This window comes from Ruegeria faecimaris, assembly GCF_900182615.1.
In the GTDB taxonomy this organism is placed as follows: Bacteria; Pseudomonadota; Alphaproteobacteria; order Rhodobacterales; family Rhodobacteraceae; genus Ruegeria; species Ruegeria faecimaris.
The window spans coordinates 65,878-89,048 of record NZ_FXTE01000010.1 but is presented as its reverse complement, the minus strand read 5'-3'; the positions used below and the strand labels follow the sequence as shown (position 1 = coordinate 89,048).

21 protein-coding genes are annotated in these 23,171 nt (G+C 57.3%); 4 read left to right on the top strand and 17 right to left on the bottom strand.

Annotated features, from left to right (window positions below; genetic code table 11):
- Window positions 1–4: 4 nt before the first annotated feature.
- The gene (locus FN806_RS15115) at window positions 5–1,492 is read right to left on the bottom strand and encodes an ABC transporter substrate-binding protein (RefSeq protein ID WP_142638604.1); all 1,488 of its coding nucleotides are present in this window, start codon (window positions 1,490–1,492) and stop codon (window positions 5–7) included.
- A 170-nt stretch (window positions 1,493–1,662) separates the two neighbouring features.
- Here FN806_RS15115 and panB point away from each other — a divergent pair, with 170 nt between their 5' ends.
- The 3 genes from panB to glpK all read left to right on the top strand — a co-directional run bounded on the left by panB (window position 1,663) and on the right by glpK (window position 4,889).
- Window positions 1,663–2,502 carry a 3-methyl-2-oxobutanoate hydroxymethyltransferase gene (gene panB, locus FN806_RS15110; RefSeq protein WP_142638602.1) on the top strand — a complete coding sequence of 280 codons (840 nt, stop codon included), beginning with the start codon at window positions 1,663–1,665 and terminating at the stop codon, window positions 2,500–2,502.
- Complete coding sequence (panC, locus tag FN806_RS15105; RefSeq protein WP_142638600.1) at window positions 2,499–3,341, top strand: pantoate--beta-alanine ligase; 843 nt, start codon at window positions 2,499–2,501, stop codon at window positions 3,339–3,341. Before panB ends, panC begins: the two co-directional genes overlap by 4 nt.
- Before the next feature lie 69 nt (window positions 3,342–3,410).
- Entirely contained in the window at window positions 3,411–4,889 is a 1,479-nt protein-coding gene (gene glpK / locus FN806_RS15100; protein ID WP_142638598.1) for a glycerol kinase GlpK, read from the top strand.
- Window positions 4,890–5,155: 266 nt separating this feature from the next.
- Here the strand turns inward: glpK and FN806_RS15095 are convergent, their stop codons facing one another.
- The 6 genes from FN806_RS15095 to FN806_RS15070 all read right to left on the bottom strand — a co-directional run bounded on the left by FN806_RS15095 (window position 5,156) and on the right by FN806_RS15070 (window position 13,276).
- The gene (locus FN806_RS15095) at window positions 5,156–6,334 is read right to left on the bottom strand and encodes an acyl-CoA dehydrogenase family protein (protein WP_142638596.1); all 1,179 of its coding nucleotides are present in this window, start codon (window positions 6,332–6,334) and stop codon (window positions 5,156–5,158) included.
- Window positions 6,335–6,455: 121 nt separating this feature from the next.
- Entirely contained in the window at window positions 6,456–7,547 is a 1,092-nt protein-coding gene (locus FN806_RS15090; protein ID WP_246097261.1) for an AraC family transcriptional regulator, read from the bottom strand.
- 128 nt (window positions 7,548–7,675) lie between these two features.
- On the bottom strand, window positions 7,676–8,860 hold the full coding sequence (locus tag FN806_RS15085; RefSeq protein WP_142638594.1) for an acetyl-CoA C-acyltransferase: 1,185 nt from the start codon (window positions 8,858–8,860) through the stop codon (window positions 7,676–7,678).
- Window positions 8,857–10,977 (bottom strand): 3-hydroxyacyl-CoA dehydrogenase NAD-binding domain-containing protein, encoded by a 2,121-nt coding sequence (locus FN806_RS15080; protein ID WP_142638592.1) that lies wholly within the window; start codon window positions 10,975–10,977, stop codon window positions 8,857–8,859. The genes FN806_RS15085 and FN806_RS15080 overlap by 4 nt, the downstream gene beginning before the upstream one ends.
- 11 nt (window positions 10,978–10,988) lie before the next feature.
- A complete protein-coding gene (locus FN806_RS15075) occupies window positions 10,989–11,675 on the bottom strand; it encodes a dimethylsulfonioproprionate lyase family protein (RefSeq protein WP_142638590.1) in 687 nt (228 codons plus the stop codon).
- A complete protein-coding gene (locus tag FN806_RS15070) occupies window positions 11,672–13,276 on the bottom strand; it encodes a fatty acid--CoA ligase (RefSeq protein ID WP_142638589.1) in 1,605 nt (534 codons plus the stop codon). The genes FN806_RS15075 and FN806_RS15070 overlap by 4 nt, the downstream gene beginning before the upstream one ends.
- 237 nt (window positions 13,277–13,513) lie before the next feature.
- Between FN806_RS15070 and FN806_RS15065 the strand changes: the two genes are divergently transcribed.
- Complete coding sequence (locus FN806_RS15065) at window positions 13,514–14,437, top strand: LysR substrate-binding domain-containing protein (protein WP_058277183.1); 924 nt, start codon at window positions 13,514–13,516, stop codon at window positions 14,435–14,437.
- 33 nt (window positions 14,438–14,470) lie between these two features.
- Here the strand turns inward: FN806_RS15065 and FN806_RS15060 are convergent, their stop codons facing one another.
- From FN806_RS15060 to FN806_RS15015, 10 genes are all read right to left on the bottom strand, one after another.
- Window positions 14,471–15,529, bottom strand: coding sequence for a quaternary amine ABC transporter ATP-binding protein (locus FN806_RS15060; protein WP_058274115.1), 1,059 nt, complete (start codon window positions 15,527–15,529; stop codon window positions 14,471–14,473).
- A gap of 12 nt (window positions 15,530–15,541) precedes the next feature.
- Window positions 15,542–16,570 (bottom strand): ABC transporter permease, encoded by a 1,029-nt coding sequence (locus FN806_RS15055; protein ID WP_058274114.1) that lies wholly within the window; start codon window positions 16,568–16,570, stop codon window positions 15,542–15,544.
- 67 nt (window positions 16,571–16,637) lie between these two features.
- The gene (locus tag FN806_RS15050; protein ID WP_142638587.1) at window positions 16,638–17,609 is read right to left on the bottom strand and encodes an ABC transporter substrate-binding protein; all 972 of its coding nucleotides are present in this window, start codon (window positions 17,607–17,609) and stop codon (window positions 16,638–16,640) included.
- 437 nt (window positions 17,610–18,046) lie between these two features.
- Window positions 18,047–18,523: an SsrA-binding protein SmpB gene (smpB, locus tag FN806_RS15045; protein ID WP_142638585.1), complete on the bottom strand. Its 477-nt coding sequence runs from the start codon at window positions 18,521–18,523 to the stop codon at window positions 18,047–18,049.
- Window positions 18,524–18,668: 145 nt separating this feature from the next.
- Window positions 18,669–19,211, bottom strand: coding sequence for an isopentenyl-diphosphate Delta-isomerase (gene idi, locus FN806_RS15040; protein WP_142638583.1), 543 nt, complete (start codon window positions 19,209–19,211; stop codon window positions 18,669–18,671).
- A 199-nt stretch (window positions 19,212–19,410) separates the two neighbouring features.
- Window positions 19,411–19,824 (bottom strand): c-type cytochrome, encoded by a 414-nt coding sequence (locus FN806_RS15035; protein ID WP_142638581.1) that lies wholly within the window; start codon window positions 19,822–19,824, stop codon window positions 19,411–19,413.
- A 113-nt stretch (window positions 19,825–19,937) separates the two neighbouring features.
- Window positions 19,938–20,951 (bottom strand): P1 family peptidase, encoded by a 1,014-nt coding sequence (locus FN806_RS15030; RefSeq protein ID WP_142638579.1) that lies wholly within the window; start codon window positions 20,949–20,951, stop codon window positions 19,938–19,940.
- A gap of 82 nt (window positions 20,952–21,033) precedes the next feature.
- Window positions 21,034–21,780: an SDR family oxidoreductase gene (locus FN806_RS15025; RefSeq protein WP_142638577.1), complete on the bottom strand. Its 747-nt coding sequence runs from the start codon at window positions 21,778–21,780 to the stop codon at window positions 21,034–21,036.
- 59 nt (window positions 21,781–21,839) lie between these two features.
- The gene (gene arfB / locus FN806_RS15020) at window positions 21,840–22,259 is read right to left on the bottom strand and encodes an alternative ribosome rescue aminoacyl-tRNA hydrolase ArfB (protein ID WP_142638575.1); all 420 of its coding nucleotides are present in this window, start codon (window positions 22,257–22,259) and stop codon (window positions 21,840–21,842) included.
- Between the two features lie 262 nt (window positions 22,260–22,521).
- Window positions 22,522–23,166, bottom strand: coding sequence for a queuosine precursor transporter (locus FN806_RS15015; RefSeq protein WP_142638573.1), 645 nt, complete (start codon window positions 23,164–23,166; stop codon window positions 22,522–22,524).
- Between the last annotated feature and the right edge of the window lie 5 nt (window positions 23,167–23,171).

Here is a 23,171-nt window from a genome sequence, read left to right as displayed (position 1 = left end):
GGTCTTATTCCGCCCAACTGATGGCGGTCAGGTCGATGGCCGCTGTGGGTGCGTTTTCCCAAAGGCCCTGAACGCCAGCCTTGGCAACGCCAAGCTTGGCCAGCTGGAACAGATACCCGTTGACGTAATCATTTGCGATCAGACGCTGCGCTTCGCCCAACAGGCGGGTACGCTCATCAGGGTCGGTGGTGGCGTTCAACGTCTCCATCAGCGTCTGAAAGTCGATGCTGTCATACTGGAAATAATAGTCGGGCCGCGCATAGATGCCGATATCCATCGGCTCGGTATGGCTGACGATAGTCAGACCAAAATCCTTGCCCTTGAACACCGATTCCAGCCACTGCGCCCATTCGACATTGATGATTTCAGCCTCGATCCCGACCTCGGCCAGTTGCGCGGCGATGATCTCGCCTCCGCGGCGAGCATAAGAAGGCGGCGGCAGGTGCAGAGTGGTCTTGAACCCTTCGGCATAGCCCGCATCGGCCAGCAACTGCGCGGCCTTCTTGGGGTCATACGCCGAATTGCCGGTCAGATCGACATAGGCCGGGTTGTGCGGGGCAAAATGCGTTCCGATGGGCGTGCCATAGCCGAACATCGCGCCGTCAATAATTGCCTGACGGTCGATGGCATGGGCCAGCGCCTGCCGCACCCGGATGTCGTCAAAGGGCGGCTGTTTGTTGTTGGTGGACAGAATCGTCTCACCCTCGGTCGAGCCGACAAGCACCTGAAAGCGCGGATCAGCCTCGAACTGCGGCATGTTCTCAGGCGCCGGGAAAATGTCGAACACATCCACATCCTCGGCCATCATGGCGGCAAAGGCGGCGGTCGGGTCCGAGATGAACTTGAATGTAGCAGACTCTAACGCGGGCTGATCACCCCAATAGTCGGGGTTTCGCGTCAGCGTGATGCTGTCCCCCTGCACCCAGTCCCCAAAGGCAAACGCGCCGGTGCCGACCGGGTTGGTCTTGATCGCCTCTATGCTTTCGGGGGCGACAATCACCGCATCCCCCCAGGCCATATTGAACAGGAAATTCCCGTTTGGCCCTGACAGGGTGACCTTGACGGTCAGCGGATCCACGACCTCAACGCTTTCGATCCCGGCAAACAGGGCCTTTTGTGCATTGGCGCTGTCTTCAGCGCGGGCACGGTCAAGGCTGAATTTGACGTCCTCGGCATCCATGGTGGTGCCATCGTGGAAGGTCACACCATCGCGCAGCTTAAAGGTATAGACGGTGCCGTCGTCTGATATCTCCCAGCTTTCCGCCAGCCCGGGCACGACCGATCCGTCGCCCATGAACCGGGTCAGACCTTCGAAGATATTGGTATAGACAACCGAATCGATGGCCTGTGCCGCAGCGCTGGTCGGGTCCAGATGCGGCGGCTCAAGCTGCATTGCGATGGTGATGTCGGATTTGGCCAGGGCTTGGGTGGCTATCAAACTGGCTCCAATCGCCAGCGCCGATGCAAAAGACCGAAACATCTGCTTTGTCATATCGTTGTCTCCCCACTGAAACTGCGTGGTCCTGCATGTCGCGGACCGGTCTGCGGACCAATGTCCCTTTAAACCTTAGGTCAATCAAGGAAATGTTCGCGCAACCGGGCTATCTTTGGCCCGGTCCAATCTGCTATGCCGCACCGCAACATGAACCGCGAGGAGCGAGCATGAGCGCCACCGCCCGCAAAAGAGCCCCGAATGCCGTGGATATTCGCGCCCGAAAAGGTGGCGAGCCACTGGTCAGTCTGACCGCATATACAACTCCGATGGCCCGGCTGATGGATGATCATTGCGACTTTGTTCTGGTCGGTGACAGTGTCGGCATGGTGCTACACGGGTTGGAATCCACCCTTGGCGTGACGATGGAGATGATGATCCTGCATGGTCAGGCTGTTGCTCGCGGGCTGGACAAGGCGATGATGGTCATCGACATGCCCTTTGCCAGTTACGAGGAAAGCCCCGCACAGGCGTTCCGCAATGCCGCCCGCCTGATGGCCGAAACCGGTGCCGGTGCCGTCAAGCTTGAGGGCGGTGTCGAAATGGCCGAGACCATCCGCTTTCTGGTCAAGCGCGGCATCCCGGTGATGGCGCATATCGGCCTGACCCCACAGTCGATCAACACGCTAGGTGGATATAAGGTGCAGGGCCGTGATGATCAGGCACAGACGGTACTGGCCGATGCCCATGCCGTGGCTGATGCAGGCGCCTTTTCCCTTGTGTTAGAGAAGGTCCCGCAGGGTCTAGCCAACCAAATCACTGCCGAGGTCGCCATCCCTACTATCGGCATTGGCGCGTCCGCCGAATGTGACGGGCAAATACTTGTGGTGGACGACATGGTCGGCTTTTTCACCGCTTTCAAACCGAAATTCGTCAAACGATATGCCGAGCTGGGGCCACTGGCCGAGGCCGCCATCGCCGAGTACGCCGCCGAAGTGCGCGCACGCGCTTTCCCCGCCGATGAACATGTCTTTGCCAATCAGGCTCCGTCACAGGGCACAGCTAAATGACCGCTCCGATCCTGCGTCGCCTCTCCGATCTGCGCGCCTTGACCGCCAACTGGCGCAAGAATGGTGAGGCAATCGGCGTCGTCCCAACTATGGGCGCGTTGCATCCGGGGCATCTGTCTCTGGTTGAGGCGGCCAAAAATGGCACCGACCGAGTTATCGTGACGATTTTCGTGAACCCAACGCAGTTTAACAACCCCGAGGATCTGGCCAATTATCCGCGCACCGAAATCGAAGATGCTCAGAAACTGGCCCCCTATGGCGTTGATGCAATTTATGTGCCGGACCCGGACGAGATCTACCCGCAAGGCTTTGCCACCACCGTATCTGTAACTGGCCTGACGAGTGTGATGGAGGGCGAATTCCGCCCCGGCCATTTCGATGGCGTCGCCACTGTGGTCGCCAAACTGTTCCTGCAAACCCAGGCAGACAGAGCCTATTTTGGGGAAAAAGACTATCAACAGCTGCTGGTCGTGCGCCGCATGGCGCGCGATCTGGATATCCCGATCGAAGTGATCGGCTGCCCCACGGTGCGTGAACCCTCGGGTCTGGCCATGTCCTCGCGCAATCAGCGCCTCTCGCCCGAGGGGGTGGAGATTGCAGCGCACAAACACCGCATCATGCTGGATCTGGCCAACGCGCTAAAGAACGGCGCCCCGTTCGACACACTGGCAGCACAGGCCAGTACCGATCTTTTGGCCGCAGGTTTTACACAAGTGGAATATATCCAACTGCGCTGTGCGGAATCTCTGAACCCGCTGACACATGCCGACCGACCCGCCCGCCTGTTTGCCGCGGCCTGGGCGGATGGAGTGCGTCTAATCGACAATATTCCCGTCTGAACACTCTGGTACGCAACCGACTGTTTGCGCTAAAGTCTCGCAAAACCAAATGCGAAGGGGGGCGCAGGCGTGACCTATATTCTTGCCATTGATCAGGGCACCACATCATCACGGGCCATTCTGTTCGACGCGGACATGCAACGGGCAGGCACCGCGCAGCATGAATTCACGCAGCATTTCCCACAAGAAGGCTGGGTCGAACACGATCCCGAGGAAATCTGGGACAGCGTCCTACGTGTCTGCCGCGAGGTGATGCAGAGCGTTGGCGCAACCCCCGATCAGATTGCCGGTATCGGCATCACCAACCAGCGTGAAACAACCGTGGTCTGGGATAAACAGACCGGCGAGCCTATCCACAACGCAATCGTCTGGCAGGATCGACGCACCGCCGATATCTGCGCCCGCTACAAGCAGGCCGGTTGCGAGGATGACGTGACCCAGCAGACCGGGCTGTTGCTGGACCCGTATTTTTCGGGCACCAAAGTCAAATGGCTACTGGATAATGTCCCCGGCGCCCGCGACCGCGCCGAGGCAGGCGATCTACTGTTCGGCACCATCGACAGTTTCCTGATCTGGCGCCTGACCGAAGGCTGCAACCACGTGACAGACGCCACCAACGCTGCCCGCACACTGCTGTTCGACATCCACAAAGGCTGTTGGAGCACCGAGATCTGCGATCTGTTGGATGTGCCCATGTCCATGCTGCCCGAGGTACAGGATTGCGCCTCGGATTTCGGAAAAACGACTCTGATTGGGGGAAATATCCCGATTCTGGGTGTTGCGGGCGATCAGCAGGCCGCGACCATCGGGCAGGCCTGTTTTCAGCCCGGCATGATGAAATCAACCTATGGGACGGGGTGTTTTGCGCTGTTGAATACCGGGCCACAGCCGGTCGCGTCGAAGAACCGCCTGCTGACGACGATTGCCTATCAGTTGGACGGGCAAAAAACCTATGCGCTTGAGGGTTCGATTTTTGTCGCAGGGGCCGCGGTGCAATGGCTGCGCGATGCGCTGCAGATCATCGAAACCGCCCCGGAAAGCGGCGAGCTGGCGCAGCAGGCCGACCCCAACCAGCATGTTGTGCTGGTGCCCGCATTTACCGGATTGGGCGCGCCCTATTGGAAACCAGATTGTCGGGGCGCGGTCTTTGGCCTGACCCGCAATTCCGGGCGGGCAGAATTTGCCAAGGCAACACTGGAAAGCATCGCCTATCAGACTCGTGACCTTTGGCATGCCATGCAGGGCGACTGGGGTGCAGATACCGATGTCATCTTACGCGTCGACGGCGGTGCCAGCGCATCTGATTGGGCGATGCAAGGCCTGTCGGATTACCTCGGCGCCGAGGTCGACCGACCCGTGATGCAGGAAACCACTGCTCTGGGCGCGGCCTGGCTGGCGGGTATGCGCGCGGGCATCTACCCTGATCAACAACAATTCGCAGAAACCTGGGCGCTGGATCGCCGGTTTGAACCCAAACTATCCGCAAATGACCGCGATGCCGCCTATGCACGCTGGCAACGCGCTGTTCAGGCGGCCATGGCGTTCTGATCGCTGCCGCATTTGGGCTCTGCTTTGTTCAAAGTTGGGTTCTTATGGGGCCACCTGTGCGAACGGTGAATTTCTACGGCAAGTCAGTGCTGCGAGTTAGGCTGATGGTCAATGTCGGTAGAGCGGGACAAAGTGTGAATTCGCTGCGTTTGCACCAAGGTCTGCAATCTCGAGTAACCGGCCGCACGTGTGCGGCCGATCTTTCGATTTTACCGATCTGTGAGGAGATTTTCAGGTTGGTTCCGCTTCACCGGGGGGTGGAACGTTCAGCCGGTTTCACCAAATCCTTTCGGTACTGGCAAATCAGGCAAGGTTGCCGCTCGTTTTTGCAGGGCCCGCCCGATAACTACACGGCTGATTTCGGTTGTCCCGTCCACAATCCGCAGCATTTGTGCGAGGCGGGACAAACGATCCAGACCATAAGGCTGCAGCAGACCCATACCGCCCAACACTTGCGTACAGGTGTTCGCAACCTTCACTGCGGCATCTGGCACAAACCGTTTGGCATGAGCGGCCATCAGAGGGCCTTCGGGTGTGCCAAGGGATTCTGCCGCCTTTCGATAAAGCAGCTTGGAGGCTTCAAGATCGGTCGCAACCTCACCCAGCATCCACTGGATTCCGTCCAGATCGAGGTTCTTGCCGCCAAACATCTTGCGGTTCTTGGAATAGGACAGAGCCGTATCCAATGCGGCTTGCATCAATCCACAGCATCCTGACGCAATCGACACACGGGCGATATCGATCGCCATGAGCGAGCCTTGCAAGCCCTGACCGATCGGCAGGATGATGTTGTCTTCGCTCACCACCACCTTGTCCATGTACATCTCGGCCAGAGGCAAGAAGCTGTAGGACGGGGTATCATAGAGCGGTCCAAAGCTGAGGCCCGGCGCGTCGGCGGGAATGGCGATCATCGCCATATCCTTGTGGCCGGGTGCGTCACTGGTTTTGACCACGGTGAAATAGACATCAGCCTCACCGGCCAAGCTGACCCATGCCTTCGCACCGCTGATCGTCCAAGTGCCGTCATCATTGATCTGGGCGCGCGAATACATGTTTGTGGCATCCGAGCCGGATTGCGGTTCAGTCAGTGCAAAGTTCGCCAGTTTGCGCCCCGAAGTCAGATCCCGCGCCCATTTTTCCTTGAACGCATCCGTGCCATAACCGCAGCCCGCGAAGGTGCAGATGTTATGCATCGACAGGGCAAAGGCATAGGCACCATCGCCCAACCCCAGTTGTTCATAGACCTGAATGCCCTCTGCCAGTGGCAAGCCCTGACCACCAAACTCCTCGGGGGCGTAGAGCCCCGTCAGGCCAGCGGCCCCGGCCTTGTCAGACGCATCACGGGGCCACTTCTTTGCGGCGTTCCAGGCGTCCACATTGGGCAGGATGACCTGCTCGGCGTGGTCGCGTGCGGCTTGGAGTATGGTGGCGAGTTTGTCTGACATTGGTCGGTCCTTTCAGGGGCGATCATTCTCATATGACGCCATAACCCCGCAGCCACGGATGGCCGGATTGATGGGCTGTAAAGGCGAAAATTTAGATAAGAATGCTTTGTTGTAACAAGATTTAGCGATCGGGCTTGCTAAGCTCTATCTCTTGCGCTGACAGATCATTGTCCAAAAGTGACAAAAACGGCGCCTTACGTTTTTTCCTGCGGTAGGAGCTTGGCCTGCTGCCGGTCCAACGCTGAAAGGCCCGATGAAAGTTGGCAGCCGAGGAAAAGCCCACATCCTGCGCAATTGCCTCAACGCTTTTGCGCCCCGCCTGCAGGTCGCGGATCGCGGTGTCGCGGCGCAGGGCGTCTTTTATGGCCTGAAACGACGTGCCATCCGCCTGCAACCTGCGGATCAGGGTGCGCGGGGTCATGTGCATTGCGGATGCTGTCTGGGTCAGGGTGGCCGCGTCCCATCCCGCTTGGCCCAGATAGGTGCGCACGCGCAGCGATTGGGTGTGTTCACGCGACGAGGTGAAAATCCAGTCCCGCGGCGCGTTTTGCAAAAACCGGTCAAGGTCAGCGGTGCTGCGCGTCTGCACGGGACCCAGTGCATTCGGATCGAACGAGATTGCGGTGGCGGGCTGGCCAAACCGCAGCGATGCAGGAAAGATGATCGCGTAATCCTGATCAAAGTCCGGGCGATCAAACGCGAAATCAACGGCTTTAACCGGAACCTCATGCCCTGCCAGCCAAGACATGAGCCCGTGGGCAAGTTTGAGGATCAGCATGTGGCCAAACCGTTGCACAGGCGCATCTGTTTGCGGGTTCAGGCTCAGTGTGAGGGCGCTGTCAGTGTCATCCAGATCAAACTGATAGTCATCCAGCAGCAAATTCCAGAAGGTCGAAAACCGGTAAAGTGCAGATGGCAAGGATGTGGCTTCGCGCACTGTCGTCAGAAGGTGTTGCAGGGCACGCGGTCGCACGGGCCTGCTCCAAAGCCCCATCATCTCATCGCCGGTCTCAACTGCAGCAAGTTGATAGAGGCAAACGATCTGATCCAGCGTGACGCGACCATTCGGCGAGCGCGTATCCGCGTTCAGACCGGACCGGCTCAGCAGCGAAGCCATCTGCGCCTCTGGGCACAGGGCACGCAGCGCCGCCAGCCAGTCATCGACAAACTGGCTGGAAACCGTGGAAAGGATCGTTGGCGCGACATTGGTCATAACGCCTCAGGAGGTATCACCAATTCCGGTCGACATGAAACGCAGGCTTGCAGATGGCGACCCTCGCAGATGACAGAATGTCAATGTCTCAACCAGATAACGCTCTGCTTGAACTAATTTCAGTGGGGTCAGGCGACTTCGAACAGTGCTGCGGCGCCCATGCCTCCGCCGACACACATGGAGGTCACCACGTATTTCACGCCACGACGCCTCCCCTCAATCAGAGCATGCCCGACTTGTCTCGCACCTGTCATGCCGTAGGGGTGGCCAATCGATATTGCACCGCCGTTCACGTTGTAGATTTCGGGATCGATCCCAAGATGGTCACGGCAATACAGAACCTGGCAGGCAAAGGCTTCGTTAAGCTCCCAAAGGCCGATGTCTTCGATGCGAAGACCTGCATTCTTCAGCAGCTTTGGAATTGCAAAGATCGGGCCGACCCCCATCTCTTCCGGTGCGTTTCCTGCAACAGCCATGCCGCGATAGATACCTAGCGGTGTGAGGCCCTGCTGCTCAGCCACTTTGCCTTCCATGAGCACACAAGCCGAGGCCCCGTCAGAGAGTTGGCTTGCGTTTCCGGCAGTAATCACGCCTCCTTCGACAACTGGGTTCAATGCCCCGAGAGTTTCGGCCGTCGTGCCCGGCCGGTTGCCTTCGTCTTTTGACAAGGTCACCTCGTCCAGGGTTTCCTCTCCGGTTTCGCGGTTTTTGACCCGCTTTATCGCAGTGATCGGAACGATCTCGTCATCAAAGGCGCCAGCGGCCTGAGCCCGGGCCGTCCGACCTTGGGAAAGTGCAGCGTATTCATCCTGGGCGTCACGACTGATCCCATATACCTGCGCCACATTTTCCGCCGTCATCAGCATCGGCATATAGGCATGTTCAGATTGGGCGATAACGTTTGGATCTTTCTCATCGCCCGCCCATTTCAGATAGGCATTCTGCAGGATGGAAATATTTTCCTGCCCGCCTGCCACCGAGACATTCTGACCATCCACAATGACCTGCTTTGCGGCCGTCGCAATGGCCATCAATCCCGATGAACATTGCCTGTCGATCGTCTGTCCTGCCACCGTATTGGGAAGGCCCGCCGCCAGCGCCGACAAACGCGCGACATTCATGCCTGCGGTTCCCGCCGTAAGGACCGATCCGATGACGACATCTTCGATCGAACCGGGGTCCACGCCTGCACGTTCAACAGCGTGTTGAATGGCGTGCCCCATCATGGTAGGGGATTTGATGTTGTTCAGCGCACCTTTGAAGGCAGCCCCAATAGGGGTTCGTGCGGTTGAGACGACAACGGCTGCTCTCATGATTTTTCCTTTTTGGCATCAAAATGCGCGGCAAGTGTTACGCACGAGGTTGCGAGTTCTTCCAGCAAAGGCGCAGGCGTGAACCACATCTCACCATAGGCACCAAGCGACTGCCGATAGTGGTTCATGCGTTCCAGAATCTGGCTTAATCCAAACTCGTCGGCATAGTGCATTGGGCCGCCGCGCCAGTTCGGAAAGCCATAGCCGTTGGTCCAGATCAGGTCGCAATCACCCGGGCGCGTTGCAATGCCCTCTTCAAGGATCAAGAAGCCCTCGTTGATCAGGGGAAACAGACACCGTTCAAGGATTTCCTGATCGTCGATGTCCCTGCGCTTCACACCATGCAGGTCCGCCAGATCGGAACTGATTTGAACTATCTCAGGGTCTTCGACCCGTGTCCGTCCCTCGTAGACATAGCTTCCACGCCCGGTTTTCTGACCCAGTCGGCCCAGTTCAAACAACCTGTCCTGCACAGCCTGGTATGTCGGGTCATGCGCGATTTCACTACGCCGTTCCTGACGCACGCGTGCGCCCACATCGACTCCGGCCAGATCTGCCATCGCATGAATGCCCATGGCCATGCCGAAGCCTTCAAGGACGTCATCCACCTGTTTCGGCGTCACCCCCTCAAGAAGCAGACGAGATCCTTCGCGGAAGTATGGTTCCAGCATCCGGTTTCCAACAAAGCCGTAGCACACGCCAACCGTGACAGGGAGCTTCCGGATCTTCTTTGCGACCGTGATTGCCGTTGCAATGACATCGGGAGCGGTCTTGGCGCCGCGCACCACCTCCAGCAAGCGCATGACATTGGCCGGGCTGAAGAAATGGAGACCAATCACATCCTCCGGGCGGGACGTGACCGCGGCGATTTCATCAAGATCCAATGTCGATGTGTTTGAGGCCAGTATCGCGCCAGGTTTGGCGTGCTGGTCTAGGCTCGCGAAAATTTGGTGTTTGACATTCATGCTTTCAAACGCCGCTTCAATGATCAGGTCAGCCTTCGCAAGGTCTGCATAGCTGAGCGTCCCGGTGGCGTTGGCGGCGATTGCCTCTGCCCGATCGGCACTGAGCCGCCCTTTTTGAGCCGCACGCTGGAAATGCTCCCGGACCTTTTCCAGCCCCTGTTCCAGCGCAGTTTGTGTGGTTTCCAGAAGCGTGACCGGATATCCCGCCTGCAGAAAGGCGATGGCAATGCCGCGCCCCATCGTTCCGGCACCGATCACGGCGACCGATGAAATGCTACGTGGTTGGTCAGCACGGGTAACGCCGGGAACCTTGGTGCATTCACGCTCTGCGAAGAACAGATGCCGCCCCGCGCGCGATTGAGGTGTGTCGAGCAGTTCAGCGAAACCTGCCTTCTCTTGTGCCAACCCCTCGGCCAGCGGCAATTCGCACGCGGCCTCGATGGATACCAAGCAGCGTTCAGGGGCGACAAGGTTTTTGGACGTGTGCGCTATCTGGTCTCGGAAACCCGTCAGATATCCCTTCGGATCAGGGTGTGTGACGGTCATATCCATGCAACCGCGTTTCGGATCGCCCTCATGGCTGACACGGGTGGCGAAACCCAAAACATGCGCGCGAAAATCCTGGTCGTTCTCAAATAGTGCGTCGACCAGCCCACAAGACAGGGCATATTCGCCTTTCACGGGATCACCCGAGAGGATCATTTGCGTTGCCGCTTCCAGCCCGGCAATCCGGGGTAGTCGCTGGGTGCCTCCGGCACCAGGCAGCAGCCCCAGTTTGATCTCAGGTAGGCCCATCACGGCATCCGGCGTGGCGACACGGTAATCACAGGCAAGCGCGATCTCCAGCGCACCACCCATCGCGGGACCTGCTATCGCGACGATAATGGGTTTCTTGCTGGTTTCAATCGTTTCACACAGGTCTGGCAAGTCCGGCTTGTCCCAAACTGCCCCGGTACGGAACTCGACGATGTCAGCGCCGCCGCAAAAGAGCGGCAGAGCCGAACATAGAACGATGGCTTTGACCTGTTCATCGGCGTCCAACTCGTGGATGGCCGAGGAAAGCGCCAGTCGCATCTTGAGACCAAGAGCGTTCACTGGCGGGGCATTCAGCTCAATGAAAGCGACACCCTCGGTATGTTTAATGGAAATCATGTTTGGAAACCTCAATTGGACTGTTTGGCAAGATCTTGTTCGATCTCTGCCCAATCGTCGAAGTGGATTACATTGCAGGGTGAATTCACGTTCTCGAGCCAGACAAAGACGGAGATGAATGGCTGGTCATAGACCCGGGTGGCGTGGGGATCGCCCGCCGCGTTCCAGATAAGTGATCCAGCCGGATAATCCTGCCAGTCACGGGTGCCAAACCGCCAACCAGATTTCTCGGAAAGGTTCAGGTACAGTTCTGGCGCGTCGTGGTTGTGGTCGCGATACAGCGTCCTTGGTCCCAGCATGAAAATGCCAAGGTTGAAATCGAGATGGTGATATCCACATGCATCCGGCCCGATCAGCAGAGTATGCAGGTTGCACCTTGTGTATCCCTCTCCCAAATCGGCACCGGGGGGATAGAATTGGGCGTTGTCTTCGCGCCAGATCAGATCATCCTTGGCCGCTTTCAGACAGCCTGCGATTTCCTGCAATTCCGGGGCTGCAATCCCGGCGACAGCGTTCTTCAGAACCTCATCATGCCGGGTTCCATGGGGAGGTAAGTCAATGAGCTTCTCATCGGACAGATCCATGGCTGCCAGCTTGTCCAACGTCAGATCAACGCCGCGCGTGGCAGCTCTGTGAGCCTGCAGATAGGTGACAATCGATTGAATAAGCGCCTGAATACGACGTTGTTTGTCTGTCATGATTTTAGGTCCGAGCGCGTTGAAATATCTTGCCGCACGAGTTTCTTGTCGAGCTTGCCGACGCTGGTTTTAGGTAGGCGGTCGACAAAGATTAATTCGTCTGGAACTGCCCATTTTGAGATCTCGCCTGCGTCAACCCACGACTGGATTTCTTCCATGACTCTCAAGCGCACAAGATCCGGGTCGGCATCCTTTGCGGCTTGAGCGACCAACACTGGCCTTTCGCCCCATTTCGCGTGCGGCAGCCCGATTGCTGCGACGTCCTCAACGCCGCTGCAAGACGATGCTATGTTTTCCAGTGCCAGTGAGGATATCCATTCGCCGCCGGTCTTAATCACATCCTTGAGGCGGTCAGTAATCTGCAACGATCCATTCTCGCGGATATACCCAACATCCCCGGTATGCAGATACCCACCGTCCCAAAGCTCATCCGAGGCTTGCGCATTATCCAGATAGCCTTGTGTCAACCAGGGAGCCCGAGCAACAACTTCGCCGGTTGTTTCGCCGTCATGTGGGACGTCCTGCATATCCGGTGTCACAACACGAAGGTCGACAAGAGGGCCGGGAAAGCCGGTTTGCGCCTGCATCTCGGGGTCATTGCTGGACAAATCGGCCACCGTCAGAAACGGACAGGTTTCGGACATCCCATAGGCCGCATGTAAGGATATGCCTGCCGCCGCGGCGCGGTCCTGCAGGCCTCGCGGCAAAGCGGCCCCGCCAATGATCACTTTCCATCTGTCCAGGTCAATTTGTGGGCAGCCCGGATGGTCGAGCACCATTGACAGAACCGTGGGCACGCAGTGTGAAAAGGTGACGTTTTCGTCTGCAATCAATCGCAAGATTGTGTCAGGGTCATATCGACCGGGATAGACCTGACGCAGCCCCAGCATCGTTGCGGCATATGGAAATCCCCAGCCGTGGACGTGAAACAAGGGCGTCAGCGGCATGTAGACGTCGCCGCGATGAAATCCGGCATTCCCGGGCCATGCGCCGAAACCTGCGATCAAGCTCAATGTGTGAAGGACCAACTGCCGATGTGAATAGCTCACCCCCTTGGGATTGCCGGTGGTCCCGGTTGTATAAAACAAGGTTGCCGTTTGGTTTTCATCGAAGTCCGGGAAGTCAAAGCTGCCTGGGGCTTTGCCTATCCACTCTTCATATCCTTCTCCGTCTCCAATCGGCACGATGGTGATGTCCCGATCAAAGCCCGATTTGATACCCTCAATGAGCGGCATGAAATCGCGGTGCACGATGATCAGATCCGGTTGTCCATGGTTGATCGTATAAAGAACCTGAGCAGGAGACAGACGCACATTGATCGTGAAAAGGGACCCGCCCATCATCGGGATCGCGAAAAAACACTCAAGATAACGGTGCGTATCCCAATCCATGACACCAACGCGCATACCCTCATGTATCCCGCTCGCCTTTAAAGAATTGGCAAGTTGGCGCACGCGTTTGCCCAAGTCCGCATAGCTCAACCGCATTTCGGTGCCGCTGACGATCTCTTGGCTGGCTGACGCGAGCTGGGATCCGGCCAGCAAGTGTTTAATCAGCAACGGATAGCCATATGCATTTGGCGAGGGTGAAAGTGGTGGCATGAAGGTGGAATCCCATAACATCTCTATCTGCTAATCTGGCATTTCTCACCCCGTGGAAGAATTGAAAGAAATTTCCTTTCATCAAGAAATTCTAACCGATCACATCGCACCGCGAATTGCGTGCTACCCCCTGACAGGTTATGAAAAAGAGTATCAATACCCTGCTATGTTCGCGCCCGTCGTCGGATAACTCTGCTTGAGGGTAAGCAGAATTGATTTCATCGAGGAGATGCAGCAATGACCACTCACATGCCCACGCTGGTTTCACTGCGCGCTTTTGAGGCGGTGGCGCGTCACAAGAGTTTCCGAAAGGCCGCTGACGAGATTTGTGTGACGCATGCGGCAGTCAGCCACCAGGTCAAAGCATTAGAAACAACAATCGGTGTTAAACTACTGGAACGCACAAGCCGTTCGGTCGAGCTAACACCGGCTGGCGAGCAATATTACCCGCCAATACGCGAACACATTCAGGGAATCATCAAAGCCACTCGGCGCATCCAGACACCTGAGGAACCGGACGTGTTGCTCGTTCAGTCCTACGCAAGTTTCAATACAATGTGGTTACAGCCCAGATTGGCAGACTTTCTTCAGGATAATCCGGACACACGCGTGCGCATCGTCTCTACTTTTGAAGACGGTGATTATGACATGCACCGGTTCGATGTGGGCGTGTTCAACGCGCCACCATTTGACAAACGGTTTGACTATAGCCCCTTGTTCGAAACGGATATCTACCCGGTATGTGCTCCGGAGGCCTTGAAAACCGCAAGCGGTGGAATGCCGCTGGAAGAGCTAAGAAATTTCCTGTTGCTGAGTGTCCCAAACACATGGAATGAGCCGGATGACTGGGACTGCTGGTTGGATGCGGCGGGCTTAGATCGCGAAACGATGAAATTTGGCTCTGTTTTCGACAATTACCCGCTGGTCCGTGAAGCTGTTCTAAAAAATCACGGTATCAGCGTCGCAAGAGCACCGTTTTGCACGCGTGACCTTGAAAGGGAGCGCCTGGTCAAACCGTTTGATATTTCGGTGCCCGAGCCAGGCAGCTGGTATCTGGCGACGCAAAAAGAACGTGCACCCAACCCAAAGCTCGATACGTTTGTTGACTGGCTGTTCGAACAGATCGAAGCCGACCCAACCATGCGGCTATTTCGGGCCTGATCTGATGAATTCCAGCTTTGTCGTCAGCGCGCGTCAGGACTGACGTGCGCCTGCTTCGGATGCGACGCGAGGGACGAGTGCGCGAACCAGTTCAGTCATATCCAGTGAGCCGACTGTCTTCTCCCCATCCTTGACAACATAGGCGTGTGACGTATCCCCGCCGGACCGCGCGATCATGCTTTCGAGCGTGTCGTTCACGTCCACTTCGCCATGGGCATCTTCTGGCACTTGGCCACCGTCCAGCGGGGTCATGATCGAGCGGACCCGCAGAACCCGTGCTCGGTTGATGTCGCTCACGAAGTCTTCGATGTAAGGATCGTTGGGGTTCAACAGAATATGCTGCGGCTCGCCCTGCTGCACGACAAAGCCGTCTTTAAGGATCACAAGGTGATCGGCCAGCTTCAACGCCTCATCTAGATCGTGAGTGATGAAGATGATGGTCTTGTGCAGCTCTTTTTGCAGCTCGAGCAGCAGGTCCTGCATGTCTGTTCGGATCAGTGGGTCAAGAGCCGAGAAAGCCTCGTCCATCAGCATGATCGGTGTGTTCGCGGTCAGCGCCCGGGCAATGCCCACACGCTGTTGCATCCCACCGGACAATTGCGCTGGATAATGGTTCTCGAACCCGCTCAGACCCACGCGATCCAGCCACTTGGCGGCTTCACGGTCGCAAGTCGCCTCGTCCTCGCCGCGCACCGAGAGCGGCATGCCTGCGTTCTTCAGCACGGTTTTGTGCGGCAAAAGCGCGAACTTCTGGAACACCATCGACATCTTTTCCTGTCGAGCATGGCGCAACCCGTCCTCGGACAGTTGCATCACGTCCTCACCCTGCACGATGATCTCGCCCGCAGTGGGTTCGATCAACCGGTTCAGGTGGCGGATCAGAGTAGATTTCCCAGAGCCGGACAGGCCCATGACCACTGTGATTTCCCCCGCCTGCATATCGACGTTGATGTTGTTGAGCCCCAACACGTGCCCGTGCTGCGCCAGCAATTCTTCCTTGCCCATGCCTCCTTTGGCATGCTGCAACACGTCCTTGTCGCGGGCGCCAAAGATTTTATAGAGCCCGGACAGGCGGACCATTGGTTGTGTCATTGAACCGGCTCCTTAATGTTTGACTTGGGTCTTATCGACCCGTGTGAGAGCTGCCTTGGATACGCGGTCAAGGATCACGGCCAGCAGAACAATGCCGATGCCCGCGACGATGCCCACACCCAGTTCAAGGTTTCGGATACCGCGCAACACGTTCACGCCAAGGCCAGGGGCCGAAACAAGAGAGGCGATCACGACCATGGCAAGGCTCATCATGATGGTCTGGTTGATTCCGGCCATGATATTGGGCAGCGCTAAAGGGAGTTGCACCCGCATCAGTTTCTGGCGGTCCTTCATGCCAAAGGCATTGGCCGCCTCGATCACATCCCTGTCGACAAGCCGGATGCCAAGGTCGGTCAAACGGATCACCGGCACAATCGCGTAAAGGATGATCGCAATCCCGTACAGTTTGGATTCCGTGACCGAGAACAAGAAAATCAGAGGGATCAGGTACACGAATGTCGGCAGGGTCTGCAGCAGGTCGAGCAACGGAACGACGCCTTTTTGCAATCGGTCGGATTTCGACATGGCAATTCCAATGGGCACACCGAACAGCACCGAAATCGTCGTACACACAAAGACGATCGACAGGGTTTGCATCGCCACATCGTAGTGGTCTACGAGGGCCAGCATCATAATCGAGGCGGCCACGAAGATCGTCACAGGGCGCGAACGTGACGCGTACCAGGAAATCGCCACCAGAAGCGGTACCATGATGAACCATGGCGTCGCTTCAAACAGCCAAAGTGCGCCATCCAATATCCAGCTCAATGGCTGCGTGATCGGGTCCAGAACGGTTTTCAGGACCGGTTTGGCTGCCAGAAACCCTTCTTCGATCCCGTTGGTTACATCGCGCGACTGCCATATGCGGTTGCAGCTTTCGTGCAGATTATCAAACGAGGGAATTGGAATGAGCGGCTCAGAGGCCTCTTCTCCTCCTGCTTGCGCCGCAAGATCAGCCAGCGAAAGAGGCGCTTTGTCATCGGACGTGCCACACCATTCGCTCAAACCCAATGCGCTGAATAACTTGTCATAGAAGGCCATTTTTCCCACTTTCCGATCTACTTCAGTGCGTTAGGGGCATCGCTGAGGATGCCCCTGTCCATGCAGTTTACTGCAGCAAGGCGGAAAGTTTGTCGCGCGCAGCATCGTTAAGCCACGCCCCCCAGACATCCTTGTAGGTTGTTAGGAAATGCACCGCGCCTTCATCGTAGGAGGCATTGTTGTCTTCAACCCATGCCAGCGTTTCGCCCATCTGAGCGTTGGTGAAGGATAGATTTGTCATCAGGTCAGACACTGCTGCGTTTTCGGCCATGAATTCTTTCGACAGAACTGTAACGACTTCACTGCGGGGGAAGGCGCTCATTTCTGGCGTCGCGCATTCCGCTGTGATGTTGCAGGCGTGCTTTTCAGGGTCATGGGGGCCCATATCGACCAGGGTCATCGGGTATTTGCCCAGTACCGATGTTGGTGCCCAATAAAAGCCGAACCATGGCTCTTTGTTTTCGTAGGCGGCAGCGATCGAAGCCGCAAGGGTTTCGCCTGATCCATGCACGAAGTTTTCAATGCCTGCATCAATCAGCCCGCCTGCCTTCATCAGGTTGGTGCTGACATTTAGACAGGTCCATCCCTCGGGGCAGTTGTGAAAGCGATTTCCGACGAGTTCGGGGTTGGCTGCGATGCCTTCAATTGTTGCCAGTTCCGGATGCTCTTCCACAAGGTAGTTCGGAACAAAGAACCCTTCGACACCGCCATCTGACAAAACTTCGGTCACAGGAATGATCGCACCTGAAGCAACCAGCCCTTGGTAAGCCGGCGCGCCGTTTGTCCAGATTTCAGTCAGAATATCGGGCTCTCCGGTCTCGGATACGGATGCCAGCGCAGGGTTGCTCGAGAGCGGAACCGTGGTCACTTCGCAACCATAGCCTTGCTCCATCAGAAACTTCGAGACCGCGGTCACAATTTGCGCTGACCCCCAATCGGCCTGCATCAGTGATACTTCACCGCATTCGTTTGCCTGGGCCGCCGAAGCGGTGATTGCCGCAGCAAATACGCACCCGAGACCCGCTGAAATCTTGAACATTTCTTTCCTCCTTGTCATCGGCGAAACAGGGGCAGAGAAACGCTCCAAGCCAAAATTCGCCTTGTTTGTAGTGATGATTTGTACCGACAGGCCTAATGGCAAAAAACTGAAAAGAATTTTGGATCATGTACAATTGTTTACAGGTGGAGAGTTGAAGCCAGGCTCGAATTTAGTGACCTCCGTTCCAACGAAAGCTTCTTAGATGTAAATCCATAGGTGGCTTATGCGTGTGTATTATTGCCTCTTCTCAGGAGTCGGCAGGAGGAGTGATCAAACCCGGGGACGTCCGTTCTGTGCTCATCACGCCCATTCGAACTAGCTGCAGCATCGGTAGATTGGGCTCTAACCGGACATCTGCTGTATCTGTGACACAGCCCCGGTAGCCTGATTGAGAACGCGAGGATCAAATCTATCTGACAACCGATAATCGAGCGCCTTTAGCTGTGATCTTTCAGTAAGCGTTGCTTTTGCCGTGACCAGTCGCGCTTGGCCTGGGTTTCGCGCTTGTCGTGGTTTTTCTTACCCTTGGCGATGCCGATCTTAATCTTGGCCAGGCCCTTATGGTTGAAATACAGCACCAGCGGCACAAGGGTCATGCCCTTGCGCTGGGTCGCGTTCCACAGATTTGACAGTTCCTTGCGCGACACCAACAGCTTACGGCGACGGCGTTCCTCGTGCTTGAACACCTTGGCTTGTTCGTAGGGGGCGACATAGCTGTTGACCAGCCATAGCTCTCCGTCATCAACCGTGGCATAGCTTTCGGCGATGTTAGAGCCGCCTGCCCGCAGGGATTTGACCTCGGACCCATGCAACATGATGCCGCACTCGATATCCTCTTCGATCGCGTAATCGAAGCGGGCACGCCGGTTTTCGGCGATCACTTTGTAATTCGGGTCTGTCTTCTGCTTGGCCATGACGGGTTGATTTAGGCCCCTTGGGCGGGCCTTGCAAGCCCAGAGCGCTTTGCGTTCGAATTGAATCGAATTGCGCTGCCTCTCCCTTTGATCGAACGCGCAGCTCGATAGCCTTCTATCAGGAAACGCAAAGCGCCGAGGTGCATCAGGATTTGGCCGAGATAATCAGATCGGGGCCGAAAATTGTGTCGGCGTGGTTGTGCAGGTAGATCTTCAGCCAGGGTGTAAACCGGTCGGGATGGCGCTGCACTTCGGCCAGTAGATCGTGGTAGTCGATCCAGCGGATATCCATCACTTCCTCGGGGTTCGGCTCGATCTTCAATGGCCCGCGGACATGAGCGAGGAAAACATCCACCACCTCATGCTCGATCAGGGAATTGCCGACATCGGCATGATATTCCAGCCGGTGACGATATTCGGGATACAGCCCAGTGATCCCCAGTTCCTCATGCAGGCGACGCACTGCACAGACCGAGGGCATCTCACCCCAGTCAGGATGGGTGCAGCAGGTATTCGCCCAAAGACCCGGCGTGTGGTATTTGCCCATCGCCCGGCGCTGCAGCAAAATCTCGGTGCCGCGCACAACAAAGACCGACACCGCCTTGTGCCGCAGACCCTTTTCATGGGCTTCAAGCTTTTCAACGGGGGTCAATTCACCATCAACCCAGGCCGGGATCATGATTCCCATTTGTCGTCTCCTGCTGCCGATCCGCCTGTGCGACCGGGAATTCCGGAATAGCTTTGGCCTGATAGGCTTGGCTGTGGTGCAAAGCGGGCAATGCACCACGCGATTCCAAACTGGCGTCTATTGATCCGGTTATCAACCGCACGAAAGGCCGCAGGGGCTGCGGCCTTTTCTGGTCTTACCGATTGCGTGGTTTCCCAGGTTATTCGCCCGAAACACTGACGATATAGGCGTAAACGTCCTCAGCGCCCTTTTTCAGCTTGAAGGTCATTTTGGACTTGGCCGAGGTCTGATCCAGATAGGATTGCAGGAAGGCTTTGGGGTCCTGGGCATATTCGACAAAGGTTGCCTCGTCCCAGACCAAACCGTTTTCGCCGGCTTCGACAATGCTGTCACCGTATTTGAACCCTTCGACCGTCCCAGCAGTACGGCCTGCAACCCCATAGAGGTTCGGGCCGGTTTTTCCGCCCTTTACGATCACCTCGCCATCGGGATCAGCAATCAGATGGCAGGATTTGCATTTGTTGAAGGCTTTCTTGCCAGCTTCGGTGTCACCTTCAGCATAGACTGGAAGGGCCAGTAGGCCGGCAATTGCGGTCGCGAGGATACGATTCATAACTTTTGCTCCGATACGAATTGGCTGCACAGAAAGGACCTCTGGCGCAGCAGAGAGTCAACGCGCAGATTGCCGCGCGATGGCACTGTGTCACAGCCGGGATCGGGTCGTCCTTAACTTAAGTCATGTACGTCTGCCCAACAGGGCAGAAGATCGCCTGCACTGGGTGACGCCAGATAAATCGCACGGGCGATCGCCCGCGACAGGCAAACCGAGGCTGCATGCGCGATCATAGGCAGCACGCTTGGGTCAACAGCTTGACCGGAGGTGCTGATGCCGAAAACCAGATCACCATCTTGTGAAGTATGTGCAGGCACAATCGCGCGAGCGATGCCATCATGAGCTGTCACCGCCAGGCGGTGGCACTGTGTCTTGGTTAACGCTGCATCAGTTGCGACAATTGCAATGGCCGTGTTGGCCCGGTCCGGGTCAACCTGCCCCATAGCTAGAGCTTTGCGGCTTTGCTGAATCTGTGCTTGACCCGATGAGAGGTCTGGCCCCAGGCCGCCAAATTCGTTGTCGATCTCGAATGGCGCCGCCCAGAAGTGGCGATCCCCAGGTGTCGTGACGCTGCCAACCGGATTGGCTGCCACAAGCGCGCCTACAGTGATGCCGTCGTCCAGAACCAACGATGCAGAACCCAGGCCACCTTTTTGCATAGCCGCCAATGCGCCGGTTCCTGCCCCGACTGAACCGAGCGCAAAACGTTCTGCGGCAGCGTGGTAGGCTGCCTTTCCGAGAGCGCGGTATGGATTCTCGGACCAAGTTTTATCGCCGCCATTGAGTAAATCGAACAGAATTGCTCCCGGCACGATGGGCACAATCGCATTCCCGACAGCAAAGCCGCGCCCGTCGCCCCGCAAACCATCCGTAACCCCTGAGCAGGCGTCCAACCCGAAAGCCGAGCCACCAGACAGCGCGATCGCATCGATTTGATCAACGGTTTTGTCCGGTGCCAACAAGTCAGTTTCACGCGTGCCCGGCGCGCCCCCCATTACATGGACAGAAGCAACAAAGGGTTTGTCCGCCGTCAGAACAGTTGTGCCCGATTTCAACGCCTCGTCCTGCGCGTTGCCGACCTTCAGCCCTGGGACATCGGTGATCAGGTTTTTGGATCCGGGAGTCATCGAAACCTCTGACGTTGGGCAGGGAAGCGCGCCTCGGCGCGCTGCCTCTGGCGGAGATATTTTGAGCCAAATGAAGTCCGGATCAAATGCATCGGCCCCCGTCCACTTCGAGCGTGGTGCCCGTAATCATAGTGGCTTCATCCGAGCACAGAAAGCAGGCGGCGTTGGCCATGTCTTCGGGAGTCGAGAAGCGACCCAATGGGATGGTCGACAGGAATTTGGCGCGAATCTCGGGGGTGTCTTCGCCCATGAAGGATTTCAGCAATGGGGTTTCGCCCGCAACGGGGCAGATCGCGTTGACACGCACGCCGGACGGAGCAAGTTCCACCGCCATGGTCTTGGTTGCGGTGATCATCCAACCCTTGGACGCGTTATACCAGTTCAGGTTGGGGCGTGGGGACAGCCCGGCGGTTGAGGCGACGTTCAGGATCGCCCCGGTTCCGCGTGCCTTCATCATCGGCACAAAGGCGCGGGCGGTCAGATAGACGGATTTCATGTTCACGTTGAAGACACGGTCGAAATCCTCTTCGGAGACGTCCTCCAGCGGGGTCGGCAGATGGGTCACTCCGGCATTGTTGACCAGGATGTCGAGCCCGCCAAAGGCGTCGTGGGCGGTGCCCGCCATTTCCTGAACCGATGCCGTGCTGGCCACATCAACCTGCTGCGCGATGGCCTGCGCGCCCAGCGTTTCTGCCATTTCGCGGGCCGCAGCGCCGTTGATATCCGCGATCATAACGCGTGCGCCCTCTGCAATGAACTTCTGTGCGATACCGGCCCCGAACCCGGATGCGCCGCCGGTTACGATTGCGGTTTTTCCCTCCAACCTCATGGCTTTGCCTCCTTGTCGCCTGTCAGGGCAGAGTAGCAAGGCGCAAAGAAGTTACCAGATCAATCTTCGTCGACCCTGCCGCGCAGAGATTTGACATCCGAACGGGCCTTTTTGGCGGCCAATCGACGTTTGACCGAGCCATAGGTGGGCTTGGTGGCGATACGCCGTTTGGGTTTGACCAGCGCGCGGGTGATCAGTTCAGCCAATCGCACCCGCGCAATCTCGCGGTTGCGGGCCTGGCTACGCGTTTCCTCGCACTGGATGATGATCGCGCCCTCTTTGGTCCAGCGCCGCCCAGCCAACCGTTTCAGCCGCGCCTTGACCGGATCAGGCAGTGAGGGCGAGCGCGCCGCTTCGAACCGCAACTCGACTGCGGTCGAAACCTTGTTCACGTTCTGCCCGCCAGGGCCGGAAGAGCGCACAAAGCTTTCGGTCATTTCCCAGTCTTGCAGGGTGATATCGTCATTGATCCGCAACATGGGGCGGACCTTACAAGTGCTGTGCGGAAACAAAAAGGGCCGCCCTAGCAGGACGGCCCTTCGAAAGTTCAGGAGGTTGGGTCGGTTAGATCAATCGACCAGCCGGAGCGAGCGCTCCACCAAGGGCTGCCCTAACGGGCGATCCCCCCGGTTGTTCCAACACCTCTCTCCAATCTCTTTCTCGACACTGGATCACCTCCTTTTCTATCTGTTGCGGTTAACTAGGATGGTGACACAAGCTGTGCCATTCTCAAAGCGTTTTTTACACGGGCTGCGCGGTCAGGCGCGCAACGATCACCTTGAAGGGGATCAGCGCCACCAGCGCCAACGACAACTTTACCAGCCAGTCGGCAAAGGCCAGCGTGACCCACAGGGGTGCCATCGGGCCAGACAGCATGAAGGGAACAGGCTCCCACGCCCAGCTGATCGCAGCGTCGGCATTGGCGCCGAAGATCGCGATCGAGGCAGAAAAGGCGATAGTGAAGAACAATGCTGTATCCAGCGCCGAACCCACTAGGGTCGAGACCAGCGGTGCGCGCCACCAGCGACCCCCGCGCATTGCATTGAACACGGTGACATCGGTCAGCTGGGCGATCAGGAAAGCAGTGCCAGAGGCAACAGCGATCCGCAGCGGCACAGCGGCATAGGTGAACCCGTCGCCCTGCAGCATGATCTGGCTGCCGATCAGCGAGCAGACGATGCCGGTGACGAACCCGGCAAACACGACCTTGCGGGCGGTGGCCACGCCATAGACGCGGTTCATGATGTCGGTGACCAGAAAGGCCAGTGGATAGGTGAAAGCACCCCAAGTCAACAGCCCGTCAAGGATCAGGAACTGGACCAGAATGTTCGAAGCCACAACGATGGTGGCCATGGCAAGAATGCCGGGAATAAAAGCGCGTTGCATGTTTT